Annotated in this window: 9 protein-coding genes and 3 pseudogenes; 7 read left to right on the top strand and 5 right to left on the bottom strand. The window is 69.3% G+C overall.

What is annotated here, in order from left to right:
* The first annotated feature begins 88 nt into the window (after positions 1-88).
* On the top strand, positions 89-1108 hold the full coding sequence (locus STRVI_RS35505; RefSeq protein WP_014060400.1) for an NADP-dependent oxidoreductase: 1020 nt from the start codon (positions 89-91) through the stop codon (positions 1106-1108).
* A gap of 80 nt (positions 1109-1188) precedes the next feature.
* Here the strand turns inward: STRVI_RS35505 and STRVI_RS35500 are convergent, their stop codons facing one another.
* Positions 1189-1371 (bottom strand): hypothetical protein, encoded by a 183-nt coding sequence (locus tag STRVI_RS35500; RefSeq protein ID WP_014060399.1) that lies wholly within the window; start codon positions 1369-1371, stop codon positions 1189-1191.
* 214 nt (positions 1372-1585) lie between these two features.
* On the opposite strand from STRVI_RS35500, the gene STRVI_RS35495 reads away from it, so the two are divergent.
* A complete protein-coding gene (locus STRVI_RS35495) occupies positions 1586-1984 on the top strand; it encodes a hypothetical protein (RefSeq protein ID WP_014060398.1) in 399 nt (132 codons plus the stop codon).
* Positions 1985-2786: 802 nt separating this feature from the next.
* On the opposite strand, the pseudogene STRVI_RS49195 reads toward STRVI_RS35495, so the two are convergent.
* Positions 2787-3409: pseudogene (locus tag STRVI_RS49195) on the bottom strand (transposase); the annotation flags it as partial.
* A pseudogene (locus tag STRVI_RS55155) lies at positions 3408-3719 on the bottom strand (IS5/IS1182 family transposase); the annotation flags it as partial. The pseudogenes STRVI_RS49195 and STRVI_RS55155, both read right to left, overlap by 2 nt.
* A gap of 30 nt (positions 3720-3749) precedes the next feature.
* Between STRVI_RS55155 and STRVI_RS35485 the strand changes: the two are divergent.
* From STRVI_RS35485 to STRVI_RS35470, 3 genes are all read left to right on the top strand, one after another.
* Complete coding sequence (locus STRVI_RS35485) at positions 3750-4310, top strand: DUF6232 family protein (RefSeq protein ID WP_435532635.1); 561 nt, start codon at positions 3750-3752, stop codon at positions 4308-4310.
* Positions 4307-4639, top strand: a complete 333-nt coding sequence (locus STRVI_RS35480; protein ID WP_014060396.1) for a hypothetical protein — start codon at positions 4307-4309, stop codon at positions 4637-4639. Before STRVI_RS35485 ends, STRVI_RS35480 begins: the two co-directional genes overlap by 4 nt.
* 1519 nt (positions 4640-6158) lie before the next feature.
* Positions 6159-7685, top strand: coding sequence for an alpha-N-arabinofuranosidase (locus tag STRVI_RS35470; protein WP_014060395.1), 1527 nt, complete (start codon positions 6159-6161; stop codon positions 7683-7685).
* Between the two features lie 72 nt (positions 7686-7757).
* On the opposite strand, the gene STRVI_RS35465 is transcribed toward STRVI_RS35470, so the two are convergent.
* A complete protein-coding gene (locus STRVI_RS35465) occupies positions 7758-8543 on the bottom strand; it encodes an intradiol ring-cleavage dioxygenase (protein ID WP_043237035.1) in 786 nt (261 codons plus the stop codon).
* A gap of 328 nt (positions 8544-8871) precedes the next feature.
* Between STRVI_RS35465 and STRVI_RS35460 the strand changes: the two genes are divergently transcribed.
* On the top strand, positions 8872-10002 hold the full coding sequence (locus STRVI_RS35460; protein ID WP_014060393.1) for a pectate lyase family protein: 1131 nt from the start codon (positions 8872-8874) through the stop codon (positions 10000-10002).
* 79 nt (positions 10003-10081) lie between these two features.
* Here the strand turns inward: STRVI_RS35460 and STRVI_RS35455 are convergent, their stop codons facing one another.
* Entirely contained in the window at positions 10082-11806 is a 1725-nt protein-coding gene (locus STRVI_RS35455; RefSeq protein ID WP_043240874.1) for a PHP domain-containing protein, read from the bottom strand.
* A gap of 93 nt (positions 11807-11899) precedes the next feature.
* Here STRVI_RS35455 and STRVI_RS35450 point away from each other — a divergent pair.
* Positions 11900-13245 (top strand): annotated as a pseudogene (locus STRVI_RS35450) (jacalin-like lectin).
* The last annotated feature ends 4 nt before the right edge of the window (positions 13246-13249 follow it).

Genomic DNA, 13249 nt, shown 5'->3' with positions numbered 1-13249 from the left:
GGCAACCAGAGTACCCATTTACTTGACAACGTAAAATATCCAGCAGCATGATTGTTTCATCTGCTGAAGCGTATGAGAGGCACCTTCCATGTCCGTCATCCCCACCACCGGCCGTGAATGGCACCTGGTTGCCCGCCCCCAGGGGTGGCCGAAGCCGGAGGACTTCGCGCTGCGCGAGGCCTCGATCTCCGAGCCGGGCCCCGGGCAGGCGCTGGTCCGCAATCTCTACATGTCGGTGGACCCGTATATGCGCGGGCGCATGAACGACGTGAAGTCGTACACGCCGCCGTTCCAGCTCGACCAGCCGATGGACGGCGGCGCGGTCGGCAAGGTCATCGCCTCCAACGCGGAGGGGCTCTCCGTCGGCGACCACGTGCTGCACTTCGGCGGCTGGCGTGAGTACGCGACGGTGAGCGCCAAGAGCGCCGTCAAGGTCGACCCCGAGGTCGCCCCCCTCCCCGCCTACCTCGGCGTGCTCGGCATGCCCGGCCTCACCGCGTACGCGGGGCTGCTGGAGGTCGCGTCCTTCAAGGAGGGCGACGCGGTCTTCGTCTCGGGCGCGGCGGGCGCGGTCGGCAGCGAGGTCGGCCAGATCGCCAAGCTCAAGGGCGCCTCGCGGGTGATCGGCAGCGCCGGTTCGGACGAGAAGGTCCGGGTGCTGCTCGACGAGTACGGCTTCGACGCGGCCTTCAACTACAAGAAGGGCCCGGTCGCCGAGCAGCTCAAGGAGGCCGCGCCCGACGGGATCGACGTCTACTTCGACAACGTCGGCGGTGAGCACCTTGAGGCCGCCATCGGCCGCCTCAAGGTGCACGGCCGGATCACCGTCTGCGGCATGATCTCGCAGTACAACGTCACCGAGCCGCCCGCCGCCCCGCGCAACCTCGCGATGGTCATCGGCAAGCGGCTGCGGATGCAGGGCATGCTGGTCGGGGACCACCAGGCGCTGCAGGGGCAGTTCTTCGAGGAGGTCGGCGGCTGGATCCGCGAGGGCAAGCTGCACTACCGCGAGACCGTCATCAAGGGTGTGGAGAACGGGGTGGACGCCTTCCTCGGCATGCTCCGTGGGGAGAACACCGGCAAGATGATCGTCGCGTTCGAGGACTGACGAACCGAGGACCGGCGAGGACCTGGGCCACGGAGCCGACGCCCCCTGCCACCCGTTGGCAGGGGGCGTCGGCGGGTCGACTACCGCAGCACCACCGTCGTCAGCGAACGCCCCGGCAGCGCGACCGCCAGCCGTCCGTCGCGCACCCGCGCCGGCCAGACCCGGCTGAGCGCATGGGTGTCATCCGTCCGGTGGACCGCGCCCCGCGCATCCCCGGCGCCAGCGTCGGCGTCGGCTCCGCGCAGCGCGTAATCCGTCCGCACCGCGCCCTCACCGGTGTTGAGGATCTCCAGGGACCCGCTGTCCGTCCCGGTTCCGGAAGGCCGTCGTCTTCACCCCGTCCGCCCCGGAGTTCCGAATCAAGGGATCGCTCATGAGGTGATGGGCCGGGGACGGTGGGTACCCGAAGAGTTCCGGCGTTCGCCGGAACCGTAAGAACCGGAACAGCTGGAAGAGACCGAACGGAAAGGTGGCCCCATGTCCACGATGGCCGGTCCGGAACAGCCTCGGTCCGCCTCGCAGGTGCTGGTGGCGGTGAGCGGAATCTCGCGCTACGACGCCGAGGCCGTCTTCGGTGTGCTGCGCTCGTGCTACGAGTCCGACGAGGCGACCACGAACCTTCCGCAGGACGCGGCGGAGGGGCGGCCCACGGTGTGGACCTCCGTCTTCGAGGTGGCCGACCCCCGCGAAAGGCCCCGCCCCGCCTCCCTGACGGCCCCCGTCACCGCCGACCTCCAGGGCGGCCCCCGCCAGGTGCAACAGATGGCGGACGTCCTGGCCCACGCCTTCGAGGTGCGGGAGCAGGGTGCGGTGGCGGGCGACCAGGAGCGGGAACTCCGGCTGAGGCTGTCCAGCACGGGGATCCGCCCGGAGTAGCGAGCGGATGGCGCGGCTGAGCGGCGCTCGGCCGGGCGGTGTGGTTGTCTGCGGCGCCGTCTCGCGCCTTCGGCGCAATTGAGCAGCGGGGCAGGGGGTGCCGGGCCGGGTCCCCGCCGTCGGCCGGTGGGGCCGAGGGCCGGTGGCGGCTTCCCGGGCCGGGGGCCGAGGCCGATGCCGGACAGCGGGGGGGGTGCCTTCTGGAAATTGCTTGTCAAATTAGTTGCAACACGTTGTCGAATGCAGTTTCTCTCCCGTGCACGTCTCAGGCGCAAGGGCGAGCCGCCTGATGCGAGGTGTCGAAACCTGTCTTCACTTCCTCAAGGGCGCGCCTGCGGCGCGCCGGGTGGCCGGGGCGCCCCGCCGGGCTGCGGCCTGGCGGCCGGTCCCGTCGGCCCACCCACCTCCACACCCGCGGACAGCCCGCGAACGCTTCCCCGACAACCACCCGCCATCAGGGGCGGGGGCGTCGCGGCTGGGGCGGACGGCCACCGAGTCTTGAGCCGCCTCCCCGGACGGGGCCCCTCGCCGGGTACGCCCAAGAGGGTCCGTCGGCCGCAAACGCGGGCAGGCCAACAGACCCGCCCGATTCGCCGGGCCAGCGTAAGGCCCCGGTGGCACTGCCCGGCCCCCATCCGGGCAGGCCACCGGCCCAACACTCTCCACCCCCCGCGTGCCTATCGAGCACCACTCCGGCACCGCGCGCATCACGACGTCGCCATCCGTTGATTCCCTCTACGCCACCACGTCACCGCCGACTTAGAGGTCGTTTCATCCTGTTGTTTCACCCCGGGATGCGGCTTTAATGTGCTGGTGTCGGGTCTCGCCAGGAGGCGGTGTTCTCTCCGGTGAGACGGCGGGTCATGAGGTCGGTCATGGCGATGTGGATCATGGCTTCGGAACGGTGTGGGTGGTTTCGGAGTCGCGGGCCAGGCGGCGGTGGAGCATCAGCCAGCCGTAGGTCCGCTCCACCGCCCATGGTTTCGGGATTGGAGTGAAACCCCTCGCCCCGGGAGTGCGTTGGGCGATTTCGAGGTCGATGCCGAGGGTCGCTGCGTGCTCGACGAAGTGCTTGCGCTAGCCGCCATCGACTTAGACCTAGCGCAGGCCGGGGTGGTCGGCGGCAGCCTGTTCCAGGAGGGGTGCGGCCAGCTGTGGAGTCCTGGACGCCGGCCGCGGTGACCCAGCACCGCCAGCAGCAGGCCGAGGGGGTCGGTGATGATGCTGCGCTTGCGTCCCACCATTTTCTTGCTGGCGTCGATGCCCTGCGTTGCGGTGGGGACGGATGTCGACTCTGGGCGTCGATCACGCAGGCCGAAGGGTGGAGGTGTTTGCCTTCCTGTTGGCGCACCAACTCCCGCAGCAGCCCGTTGAGCTGGGTGAAGATGCCGTCGTTCTGCCTTTGGCGAAGTAGCCGTAAACCGTTTGACAGCCAGCGCCGCGGGTGAGCGTAGTCGTACCCCTTGTCGTGGCCAGGCTTGCGTCGCCGTGGTCCCAGGCGGGAGCGTACCGGCGGTATGCCCTTCACGAGAGGCATCAGGGTCTGGCTGTCATGCATGTTGGCGCCCGAGATTCCGACGGACGGGGGCAAGCGAGTTTGCTTGGTGATCAAGTGTATCTTCGGGCCGTATTTGTCCCGGTCCACGGGCTTCGGACCCGTCAGGTCCCCCCTTTTCAGGGTTCCATGTTCGCCAAGTTGATCGCACAGCGACCAGTCCAGCTCGCCGCAGGATCCACGGGAAGCGAAGGGGTCGATTTCCGTCGCGTGTCCGCATCGGCTTCGCTACGCTCCATACTTCAGCGTCCGGTAGTAGACAGGAGTCCTGTGGCGGCCCAAGTAACAATCAATGAGGGTGTGTTGTGGGTAGGAGGCGAGGCGTATCCACTGCGCAACATCTCCCACGTCGGCCAAAGACGACTGACCGTCGACCAGGGCGCCGTGTGGAAGAAGTTCATCCTCCGGACCATCGGCTGGTTGATCCTGGGCGGCATTTTCGCCGCTGTGGCCGGCACCGTGGGAACAATCGTCTTTCTCGCCGTCGAGGCGCTTCTGATCTGGAAGTTGGTCTCCGCCCTGCAGAAGCCCCCGGTTTACGGCCTGGTCCTCAACACCTCCGGCACCCAGCGTGAGGCCATCTGGTCCACGAGGCAGGAGGAGATCCAGCGGCTGATCTACGAGATCACCAACGCGATCGGCAACCCTGGCGTCGCGCAGACAATCATCAACGTGGAACACGCGGTGCAGGGCGACCTCGTCCAGCAGTATGGCGCGGGCAGCATCGGCAAGGCCCGTCACAGCGGCAGCGGGAGCATCGGGGGATCATGAACGGCGACCATATTCAGCAGTACGGCTCGGGCAGCATCGGCAAGGCCGAGCACACCGGTTCCGGTGACATCGTGGCCGGCGGCAAGACCGTCGGCGCGACCGCAGGAGGGCCTGCGGTGGAGGCCCTCCTGCGGGAGATCGAGAAGCTACGCCCACACCTGGATGAGAACGACCGGGCAGAGGTGGACACGGCGGCTGACTCGATCGCCGAGGAGATGTCTCCGGAGCGCCGGCGCGGCCTGGTACAGCGCATTTCCGGCATCGCGGCGCTGGTCGGCGAGGTGGGCCTGCCGGTGATCACGGCCGCGAAGGCGCTGCTGGCGGGCTGAGGCCGCCGATCGGCGGCGATGCAAGTGAAGGCAATGGGCGTGTCCCGGGTGTGCCTGGGACACGCCTTGGCCGCGCTGTGAACAGCCATGGTACGTGCTGGGGACACGCCTAACTGATCGTTCAGAATGAGTTCGCTGCGGGTCTTGTGTTCGATGATCTTGGTCGGCAGGGTATTCGGGGTGGGTGCTGATCTTGTTCCTGACGACCTGTAGGAGCGGGTGCCCGCGCTGCTGCCATCCGCTCCCGAACGGCGCCGCGGCTATCCGGGTCGGCTGCGTGTTTCAGACCGAACGGCGCTCGCCAGCGTCGTGTATGTGCTGCGGGCCAGGGGCGCCTGGTGTGACGAGCGTAATGCTCAGTACCTGTGGATCACTCCTGACGGAAGGAGGCGTACCTTCCCGATGGATCGATCGATGGGTCATCGCGCAAGGCCGACGTTGCCGCGTCGGCCGGGAGGGCACGCCCGTGCTTACGGTAGTCAACGAGGACGGCACCACACCAAGCGGCAGTTCGCTGCTGGATGGTCGAGGTGAAGGCGCCGCGGGTGAACGACAAACGCGTCGACGAGTAGACCGGCGAGTCCACCATCTTCTGTGACGCCGGAGCAGCACTCGCCTACGCCCGAACGATCGACATTGACGCCATCGACGCCGCGAACCCCGGGCAATCCTCTGGGTAGACGTCGCCAGGGCCTGCGAGCACTGGAACAAATACCCCTAGGCATACGCCGCCCTGCGCACTGCCGAGGATCGCGCCCTCGAAGACATCCACTGGTCGGACGAATCCACCACCAGGACGTACCCGGTGAGCTGCGGGGCCTGCCCGAGGTGGCCGTCCGAGTCGGAGCCCGCCCATGACCACACCGCCCCCCACGGACCCTCTACGTCATCGTCTGCGCTGCCGGACCCGAACACGTGGGCAAGCTCGTCCGGCAAGTCCGGTACCGGTCCTGGGGCGTGTAGATCATCACAACCCCAGCGGGACGAACCTTCGTAGATGGCTCAGGGCTCGAAGCCCAGACCGGACGCCCCATCCGCAGCGAATACCGACAACCCGGCGACGGCACCCGCTCAGTCCCGCAGGCGGATGCGATCAACGTCGCCCCCGTTACCTACCATCAAGAAATGCAGCACTGGGCATCAGCGACACCTATGCGCTAGGCATCCTCGCAGAGCCCATCGGGCTAGGCATCCCCGTAGCCGTGCTCCCGTTCATCAACGCAGCATTGGCCGCATCCCCCGCCTGCCGGCGCAACATCGCAGACCTGCGATCAGCAGGCGTCAGCATCCTGCATGGGGAGACGGCCCAGAACCCTACGCCTCCGGCACCGGTAGCGAATCCGCGCCCAACCGAGTCGCGCACTCCAAACAACGCACCCCCGCCCCGCCATTGACGCACGTGGCGGCGAGATCTTACGGTCGCGTTCGAAGAAACGAGCGCTGGTCGACATGCCGAATAGCCGCGAAACCGCGAAACCGCGACGTCGCGTAGTCGCGGCACCCGAAGAGATGGGCCGCCATGCCGCAGATCCCTTCCGCTTCCGCCCCCGCCTCCGCCCGGTTCACCCTCGACCCCGCCTTCGCCGTCGGCGAGGTCAACCCACGCCTCTTCGGCTCGTTCGTCGAGCATCTCGGCCGTTGCGTCTACACCGGCATCCATGAGCCGGGCCACCCGGCCGCCGATGAGGCCGGGCTGCGGACAGACGTCCTCGCGCTGATCCGCGAGCTGGGCGTCAGCGTGATCCGGTATCCCGGTGGCAACTTCGTCTCCGGCTACAAGTGGGAGGACGGCGTCGGGCCGGTCGAGTCGCGGCCGCGCCGGCTCGATCTCGCGTGGCGTTCCACGGAGACCAATCGGTTCGGTCTCTCCGAGTACATCGACTTCGTCCGCAAGGTCGACGGCGAGCCCATGATGGCGCTCAACCTCGGCACACGTGGTGTCGCGGAGGCTCTTGAGCTGCAGGAGTACGCGAACCATCCGTCCGGCACCGCCCTCGCCGACCTCCGGATCGGCCACGGTGACAAGGATCCGTACGGCATCGGGCTGTGGTGTCTGGGCAATGAGATGGACGGCCCCTGGCAGACCGGGCACAAGACGGCCGAGGAGTACGGACGGCTCGCCGCCGAGACCGCCCGCGCGATGCGGCAGATCGACCCGGACGTGGAGCTCGTGGCCTGCGGCAGTTCCAACCAGTCGATGCCGACGTTCGCCACCTGGGAGGCGACGGTCCTGCAGGAGACCTACGACCTCGTGGACCACATCTCCCTGCACGCCTACTACGAGGAGCGCGACGGCGACCGCGGCTCCTTCCTCGCCTCGGCCGTGGACATGGAGTCCTTCATCGAGAACGTCGTGGCCACCTGCGATCACATCGGCGCCCGGCTGAAGTCGAAGAAGAAGATCAACCTCTCCTTCGACGAGTGGAACGTCTGGTACCAGACCCACTACCACAACGCCGAGCCGCTCAACTGGGAGGAGGCCCCGCGCCTCCTGGAGGACAACTACTCCGTCACCGACGCCGTCGTGGTCGGCTCGCTGCTGATCGCCCTGCTTCGCCACGCCGACCGCGTCACCGTCGCCTGCCTCGCCCAACTGGTCAACGTCATCGCCCCGATCATGACCGAACCCGGCGGCCCCGCCTGGCGGCAGACCACCTTCTACCCCTTCGCGCAGGCATCGGCCCATGGGCGGGGGAGGGTGCTGCAGGTCAACGTGGACAGCCCGGCGTACGAGACGGCCGTCTACGGCGAGGTCCCGCTGCTGCACGCCACCGCCGTCCTCGACGAGTCCACCGGCGCGGTGACGGTCTTCGCGGTCAACCGCGACCAGCACCGCCCCCTCCCGCTGGAGATCGCCTTGCACGCCCTGCCGGTGACCCGCGTGGTCGAGCACACCGTCCTCGCCGACGCCGACCCCGAGGCCCGCAACACCCTCACGGACCCCGAGCGCGTCACCCCGCACCCCGGCGAGGGCACGGCGCTCGCGGACGGCGCCCTGCGCACCACGCTCGAGCCGATGTCCTGGAACGTCATCCGCCTGGCCTGAGCGCCTGGGCACGGACGAGGTCCGGGAAGGGCCCCGCCCGGGGATGCCGGGCGGGGCGGACGGGGAGTCGGGTCAGGCGTCCGGGTCGACGCCGACCGTGAGCGTGCCGCGGTAACCGGCGGACGGGGTGCTGCCCAGCGCCGTCACGGTGAGCAGCCCGGCGGCGGTGCCGCCGTTGCCGTAGATGCCGTCGGCGGACAGGGGAGTGCGGGGGACGGTGTTGGTGGAGTACGGGGAGAGCTTGGCCACCGCCTCGGTGATCTTCTCGTCGAAGAAGAGCTGTCCGGTGTGGATCTCGTTGCCGCCGGTGAACGAGCCGTCCGAGGTGAGCGTGACGTCCGTGTGCACCTTGAGGTGGACATGGATGCAGCGGCCGCGGTACCAGCCGGGATAGATGCCGGTGAGGTTGGCCACCCCGTCGGTGCCGGTGAGCACGGCACCGCGCAGGAACTTGCCGTTGTCCGGCTCCTGGTGGCCGTTGTTGCCGACGAAGCCGGAGTACTCGCCGAGCGCGTCGCAGTACCAGATCTCCGCCAGCGCCTTGTTGAGCGGTGCGCAGGTGGCGGTGTCCACGACGGTGAGGGCGAGCTGGAGCGGGACTCCCTTCTTGTCCTCGGTGACGTTGGCGCGGACGAGGGCGTGGTCGAGGTAGTACGGGCCCTCGGTGAGCTCCTTGGTGAGCGTGCAGATGGCGGCGGCGTCGCGGGCCGCTGCGGCACCGGTGTTTCTGGTGGCCGTGGAGGCCGTCTCGGGGCGGGCGGCGGCTGTGCCCGCGCCGATTCCGATGGCCGCGGCGGCCGCGCTTCCGGCGACCAGTACGCGTCGGCGCCCCATGGGGGCGGAGGAGAGATCTGTCATGAGCATGGAAAGGTAGGGGCGGTAACTGTGGGACGCCTGTGGATTCTGCAAAGTCCGTCCCCGTCAACTCTGCTTATGGCCAACTCCGTTGCCGGTAAGGGGTGTTGACAGTGTCACAAGCGCTTACTAGCTTCTTCCGGGATGGCTGCTGTCCGCCGGGGCGGTCTTGACCGCACCGCCCGGCGTCAGGGCCCCGTACCCGTCAGAGCCGCACCTTTGGCGATCTCCACCGGCCTTTGTGATCAGCGTGCTTGCCCGCTCAGCCGCGCTCATCCCGCAAGCGATTACCCCTCCCGTGTGGAGATCCTCCGAATGAGAGGACTCCCCCATGCGCTCGACGCACGACCACGGCACCACGGACAACATCGGTGACGTCACCGACGCCACCCGTGCCACCAGCGCCTTGAGTACTCCTGTCACCGCCCGCAACCGGCGCCGGCTGACCGCGGTCGCCGCGGGCGTCACCGCGGCGCTCGCCCTCGGCGGCCTCTCCACGGTCTCCGCCCATGACGCGGACTCGACCGACTCCGCACGCTCCGAGAGCACACGCACCGCCGCCGCGGGCTCCGCCACCGCCGCGCGTCTCGCCGTCGAGACCACCCCCATCGGCTTCGGCGCCGGCACCACGGGCGGTGGAAACGCCACCGCCACCACCGTGATCTCCCTGGATGCCTTCAAGACCGCCGTCACCGGCGACAAGGCCAAGGTGGTCAAGGTCTCGGGGCTGTTCTCCCTCACCGGCCAGGTGGACATCGGCTCCAACACCACCGTGCTGGGCGTGGGTTCGGGCTCCGGCTTCACCGGCGGCGGACTGCGGCTGAAGGAGGCGACGAACGTCATCGTCCGCAACCTCAACCTCGGCAAGCCCCGGAAGCCGTCCGACGCCATCACCGTGCAGAAGTCCACGAGGGTGTGGATCGACCACAACACCCTCTCGGCCGACCGCGACCACGACAAGGACTACTACGACGGTCTGCTGGACATCAGCCACGGCTCCGACAACATCACCGTCTCCTGGAACAGATTCGCCGACCACTTCAAGGGCAGCCTGGTAGGCCACAGCGACAACAACGCGAGCGAGGACACCGGCCACCTCAAGGTGACGTACCACCACAACTGGTTCGCGAACGTCTACTCCCGCATCCCCAGCCTGCGCTTCGGCACCGGCCACTTCTACGACAACTACGTGCAGGGCGCGGAAACCGGTGTGCACTCCCGGATGGGCGCGCAGACGCTGGTGGAGAACAACGTCTTCCGCGACACCGAGGTGGCCGTGACCACCAGCCGGGACAGCGACATCGACGGCTATGCGGTGCTGCGCGGCAACGACCTGGGCGGGGCGGCCACGGAGGTGTCCCAGACCGGCGGCTTCACCACCCCGCCGTACGCGTACACGGCGGAACCGGCGTCCTCCGTCGTGGCGAGCGTCACCGCCCAGGCGGGCGCGGGCAAGCTCTGAGGCGCGGATGAACCCGGTCCGGTCGTCAGGACGGATGCACCCGGCCCCGTCGTCAGAGCGGACGCACCCGGCTCCGTCGTCAGGAGGGCAGCACCCACATGGGGTTGGCGTAGAACCACAGATCGCGCCAGGGATCCGCATCGCCCGGCACATCCATCGCCGGGCCGTGCGGATCCACCGCCGCGCCCCGCGCGCCCACCGCCGCCCGGTTGCCGTCGGTCCCGCGCAGCCGTACGTACAGCGGACGGTCCACGGCGCCGAGGTCGTAGGAGAGCCGCACCGACCCCGACGTGCGGCTGATCTCGAACGACTTCACCACGCGGGTGCGCGGCGTCGTGAACGTGTCGCGGTCGCCCACCGCCCCCGTGACCTCGCCCTGAATGACGTCCACACGTGCCAACGTGGGTATGAAACCGGCCCAGTTGGGACCGTTCGCCAGGGCGATGTCCATATCGAGCCGCACCCGGGTGCCCCGCTCCACCTGCAGAGTGCCGCCGAGGGTGACCGAGCGGCCCCCGCCGCCGCTCCCGCTGCGACGTTCGCCGCCACTCCCACCGCCGCTGAGCCGCGCGTCGAGGCCGCTGATCAGGCCGCCGTGGTCCACCCAGACCCGGCCCGCCCGGATGCCGTCCATGACGGCGGCGTACGAGAAGTCCTCGGCCCCCACATGGGTGCGGCTGTACTGGCCCGGCCAGTAGTCGTTCTCCTCCAGGTCGAGCCCGCCCCGGTACACCGGGTCGTCCTGCCGCCCGTTGGTCTCGTAGTCGCTGCCGGGGCGGCGCATCGCGGTGTCGGCGTAGACGTTGTGGGAGTCGGAGTTGGCGGTGATCCACCACGGCTTGCCCTCGGCGAGCAGGCTGTCCCACAGCCCGCCCACCGTCGCCGTCATCCAGTCGAAGCCGCCCCAGGTGCGGTACGACTCGGCCGGGTACGCGGTGAAGGACTGGGGGCCGGGGGCGTTCTCGTACAGCCCGCGCGCACCGCCCGGGCCGTGTGCGGAGGCCGGGATCCCGGCGGCCTGGTGGCCCGGCGCGCCCTCCATGCCGACGGCGATGTGCGGCTGGGCGTCCCGCCAGCCGCGGATCTCGTGCGGGGAGTCGAGGCCCTTGCGGGCGGGGTGGTTGGCGAGCATCAGCGCGGCCTTGACGCGCCGTCGGCGCACCGCGTCGGAGAGGAAGTCAAGACCGGCGATGGCCAGGGCCTCGTTCCGCGGGGTGGAGTCGCCGGCGTTCTTGACCGACCCGTCGAAGGAGGTCTCGAACTCCTTGAGCACCGCCACCTCGTCACGGCCGGGGTGGACGAAGACCGTGCCGTGTTCGGCGCCGGGGATGTTCCACTCCAGCCCCTGGAAGACGAGTGCGTCCCGGTGGGTCTCGCGCGCCTCGCGGATGTCGGGGTTGACCTTCTCGACCCCGATCCGGGCGTGGGTGATGTTCCCGTGGTCGGTGATCACCATCCAGTCCAGGCCGTGCCGGGCACCCTGCCGCACCTGGTCGATGACCCGGTACTTGCCGTCGTTGCTGTACTGGGTGTGGATGTGATGGTCCCCGGCCAGCCACAGATAGCCGCCGCCGTGCTGCCGGGAGCCGGGCGCCGCGCGGGTCGCCGCGACGGCGCGCGTGGCGCCGCCGTCCAGCACGCTCACCGCACCGAGCCCCGCGCCCAGCAGGCCCGCGCGGCGCAGCATCGAGCGCCGGGAGAGCTGGTCGGGGGTCAGCTCCTCGTCCCGTACGGACGGGTCGAGAGCCGGGGGAAGGCTGTGCACCGCGTGTTCATCATGAGGGTGGTGATGTCCGGGGGCCATGAGCGCGAAGGTAAGGAACGCGGTTGAACGCCAGTCGAACACCGCACGCCCAACAGCCCCTCATCACCGGTCATCAGCCGAGAGGATGCCTCCTTGAGAATCATCGGACGCTTAGCCGTCGCGGCCGCGGCGGCGCTCACGCTCTGTGCGGCCACATCCGGCGCCACGCCCGCGGCGGCGGTAGCGGATGCCAACGTGCCCCGCGCCGCCACCGGCACGTTCAATGTGCTCACCTACAACGTGGCCGGGCTCCCCGAGGGCCTGTCCTCCGGCCACCCCGCCAAGAACACCCCGCTGATATCGCCCCGGCTCGGCGCGTACGACATCGTCAACGTCCAGGAGGACTTCAACTACCACGCCGCGCTCTACGCCGGTGACGATCACCCGTACCGCACCCCCACCAGCGGTGGCGCCGGTCTCGGCGATGGCCTCAACACCCTCTCCGGCCTGCCGTACGACGACTTCGAGCGGGTGAAGTGGAACCGGTGCAACGGCACCGACTGCCTCACCCCGAAGGGCTTCACCCTCGCCCGGGTGCGGCCGGCCGAAGGCGCGTATCTCGACCTGTACAACGTGCACACCAACGCGGGGACGACGGACGCCGACCTCGCCGCGCGCCGCGCCAACGTCACCCAGCTCTCCGACTACATCACCGCCAACTCCGCCGGCAACGCGGTGCTCGTCATGGGCGACACCAACACCCGCTACACCCGCGCCGCCGACAACATCCGCGACCTGGCCACCCGCAACGGCCTCACCGACGCCTGGGTGGACCTCGTCCGTGGCGGCTCGGCCCCGCCCGCGGGTTCCGACGCCCTCGTCTGCGACCCCGAGAACGTCACCGACACCTGCGAGGTCGTGGACAAGGTCCTCTACCGCTCCGGTCCGCTGCTCTCGCTCGCCGCCACCCGCTATCACAACGAGCACACGTCGTTCCTCGACGCCGAGGGCAAGCCGCTGTCCGACCACTACCCGCACACCGTGGACCTTTCCTGGCGCACCTCCGGGGCCCTGCGCGCCGGCGACCAGTTCGGCGGTCCGCACGGCACCGCCTTCAACGACGCCGACGACCTGTCCGCCGCACCGCCCGCGCCCCGCACCCTCACCCTGCGCGGCGGCTCCCGGCTGGACGCGGTGTCCCTGGCCATGGACGGCGGGGCGACGCTCACCCACGGCGGCACGGGCGGCACCCCGGTCTCCCTCACCCTCGGCCCGCCGAGCACCTCACCTCCGTGACCCTCACCCGGGGCCAGAAGGACGGCCGTACCCGTGTCTTCTCGGCGGCGTTCACCACCGACACGGGCCGTACGGTGACGGCCGGATCGCCCACGTCGGACGCCGCCACCTATACCGCTCCCGCGGGCTGGCGGATCGTGGGCTTCACCGGCCGCGCCGGTGACGAGATCGATAAACTCGGCGTCCTTTTCGCGCCACGCTAGGCCA

Source organism: Streptomyces violaceusniger Tu 4113 (assembly GCF_000147815.2).
Classification (GTDB): Bacteria; Actinomycetota; Actinomycetes; order Streptomycetales; family Streptomycetaceae; genus Streptomyces; species Streptomyces violaceusniger_A.
The sequence above is the reverse complement of the archived record's forward strand: the minus strand, read 5'-3'. Positions and strand labels throughout refer to the sequence as shown.

What these genes read in the sequence shown, in the direction of transcription:
- STRVI_RS35505 (WP_014060400.1), top strand. Translation starts at nt 89, where the DNA reads ATGTCCGTCATCCCCACCACCGGCCGTGAATGGCACCTGGTTGCCCGC.
- STRVI_RS35470 (WP_014060395.1), top strand. Translation starts at nt 6,159, where the DNA reads ATGCCGCAGATCCCTTCCGCTTCCGCCCCCGCCTCCGCCCGGTTCACC.
- STRVI_RS35455 (WP_043240874.1), bottom strand. Translation starts at nt 11,806, where the DNA reads ATGGCCCCCGGACATCACCACCCTCATGATGAACACGCGGTGCACAGC.
- STRVI_RS35480 (WP_014060396.1), top strand. Translation starts at nt 4,307, where the DNA reads ATGAACGGCGACCATATTCAGCAGTACGGCTCGGGCAGCATCGGCAAG.
- STRVI_RS35465 (WP_043237035.1), bottom strand. Translation starts at nt 8,543, where the DNA reads ATGACAGATCTCTCCTCCGCCCCCATGGGGCGCCGACGCGTACTGGTC.
- STRVI_RS35495 (WP_014060398.1), top strand. Translation starts at nt 1,586, where the DNA reads ATGTCCACGATGGCCGGTCCGGAACAGCCTCGGTCCGCCTCGCAGGTG.
- STRVI_RS35460 (WP_014060393.1), top strand. Translation starts at nt 8,872, where the DNA reads ATGCGCTCGACGCACGACCACGGCACCACGGACAACATCGGTGACGTC.